Raw genomic sequence first — 202 nt, 5'->3', positions numbered from 1 at the left:
CGGTGCAGCCGTCCAAGCCGTTCGCCAACGAGCCCACCTACGTGAACCCGGCGGTGGGCGAGTCCAACCTGTGCATGACCTGCCACAGCGGCACCAACACCGGCCAGACCATCACGGCGCAGCTGCAGGCGAACGCCGACTTCACCAACCTGGCCTTCATCCCGCCGCACTACGCGGCTGCCGCGGCCGCCATGTACGCCAA

At 68.3% G+C, this 202-nt stretch carries 1 pseudogene; it reads left to right on the top strand.

The features are described 5' to 3' along the window. Positions 1–202: pseudogene (locus tag JFN90_RS22120) on the top strand (hypothetical protein); the annotation flags it as partial.

The sequence above is a fragment of the Geomonas propionica genome (assembly GCF_016458235.1).
Taxonomy (GTDB): Bacteria; Desulfobacterota; Desulfuromonadia; order Geobacterales; family Geobacteraceae; genus Geomonas; species Geomonas propionica.
This window is presented reverse-complemented; position numbering and strand designations above follow the sequence as displayed.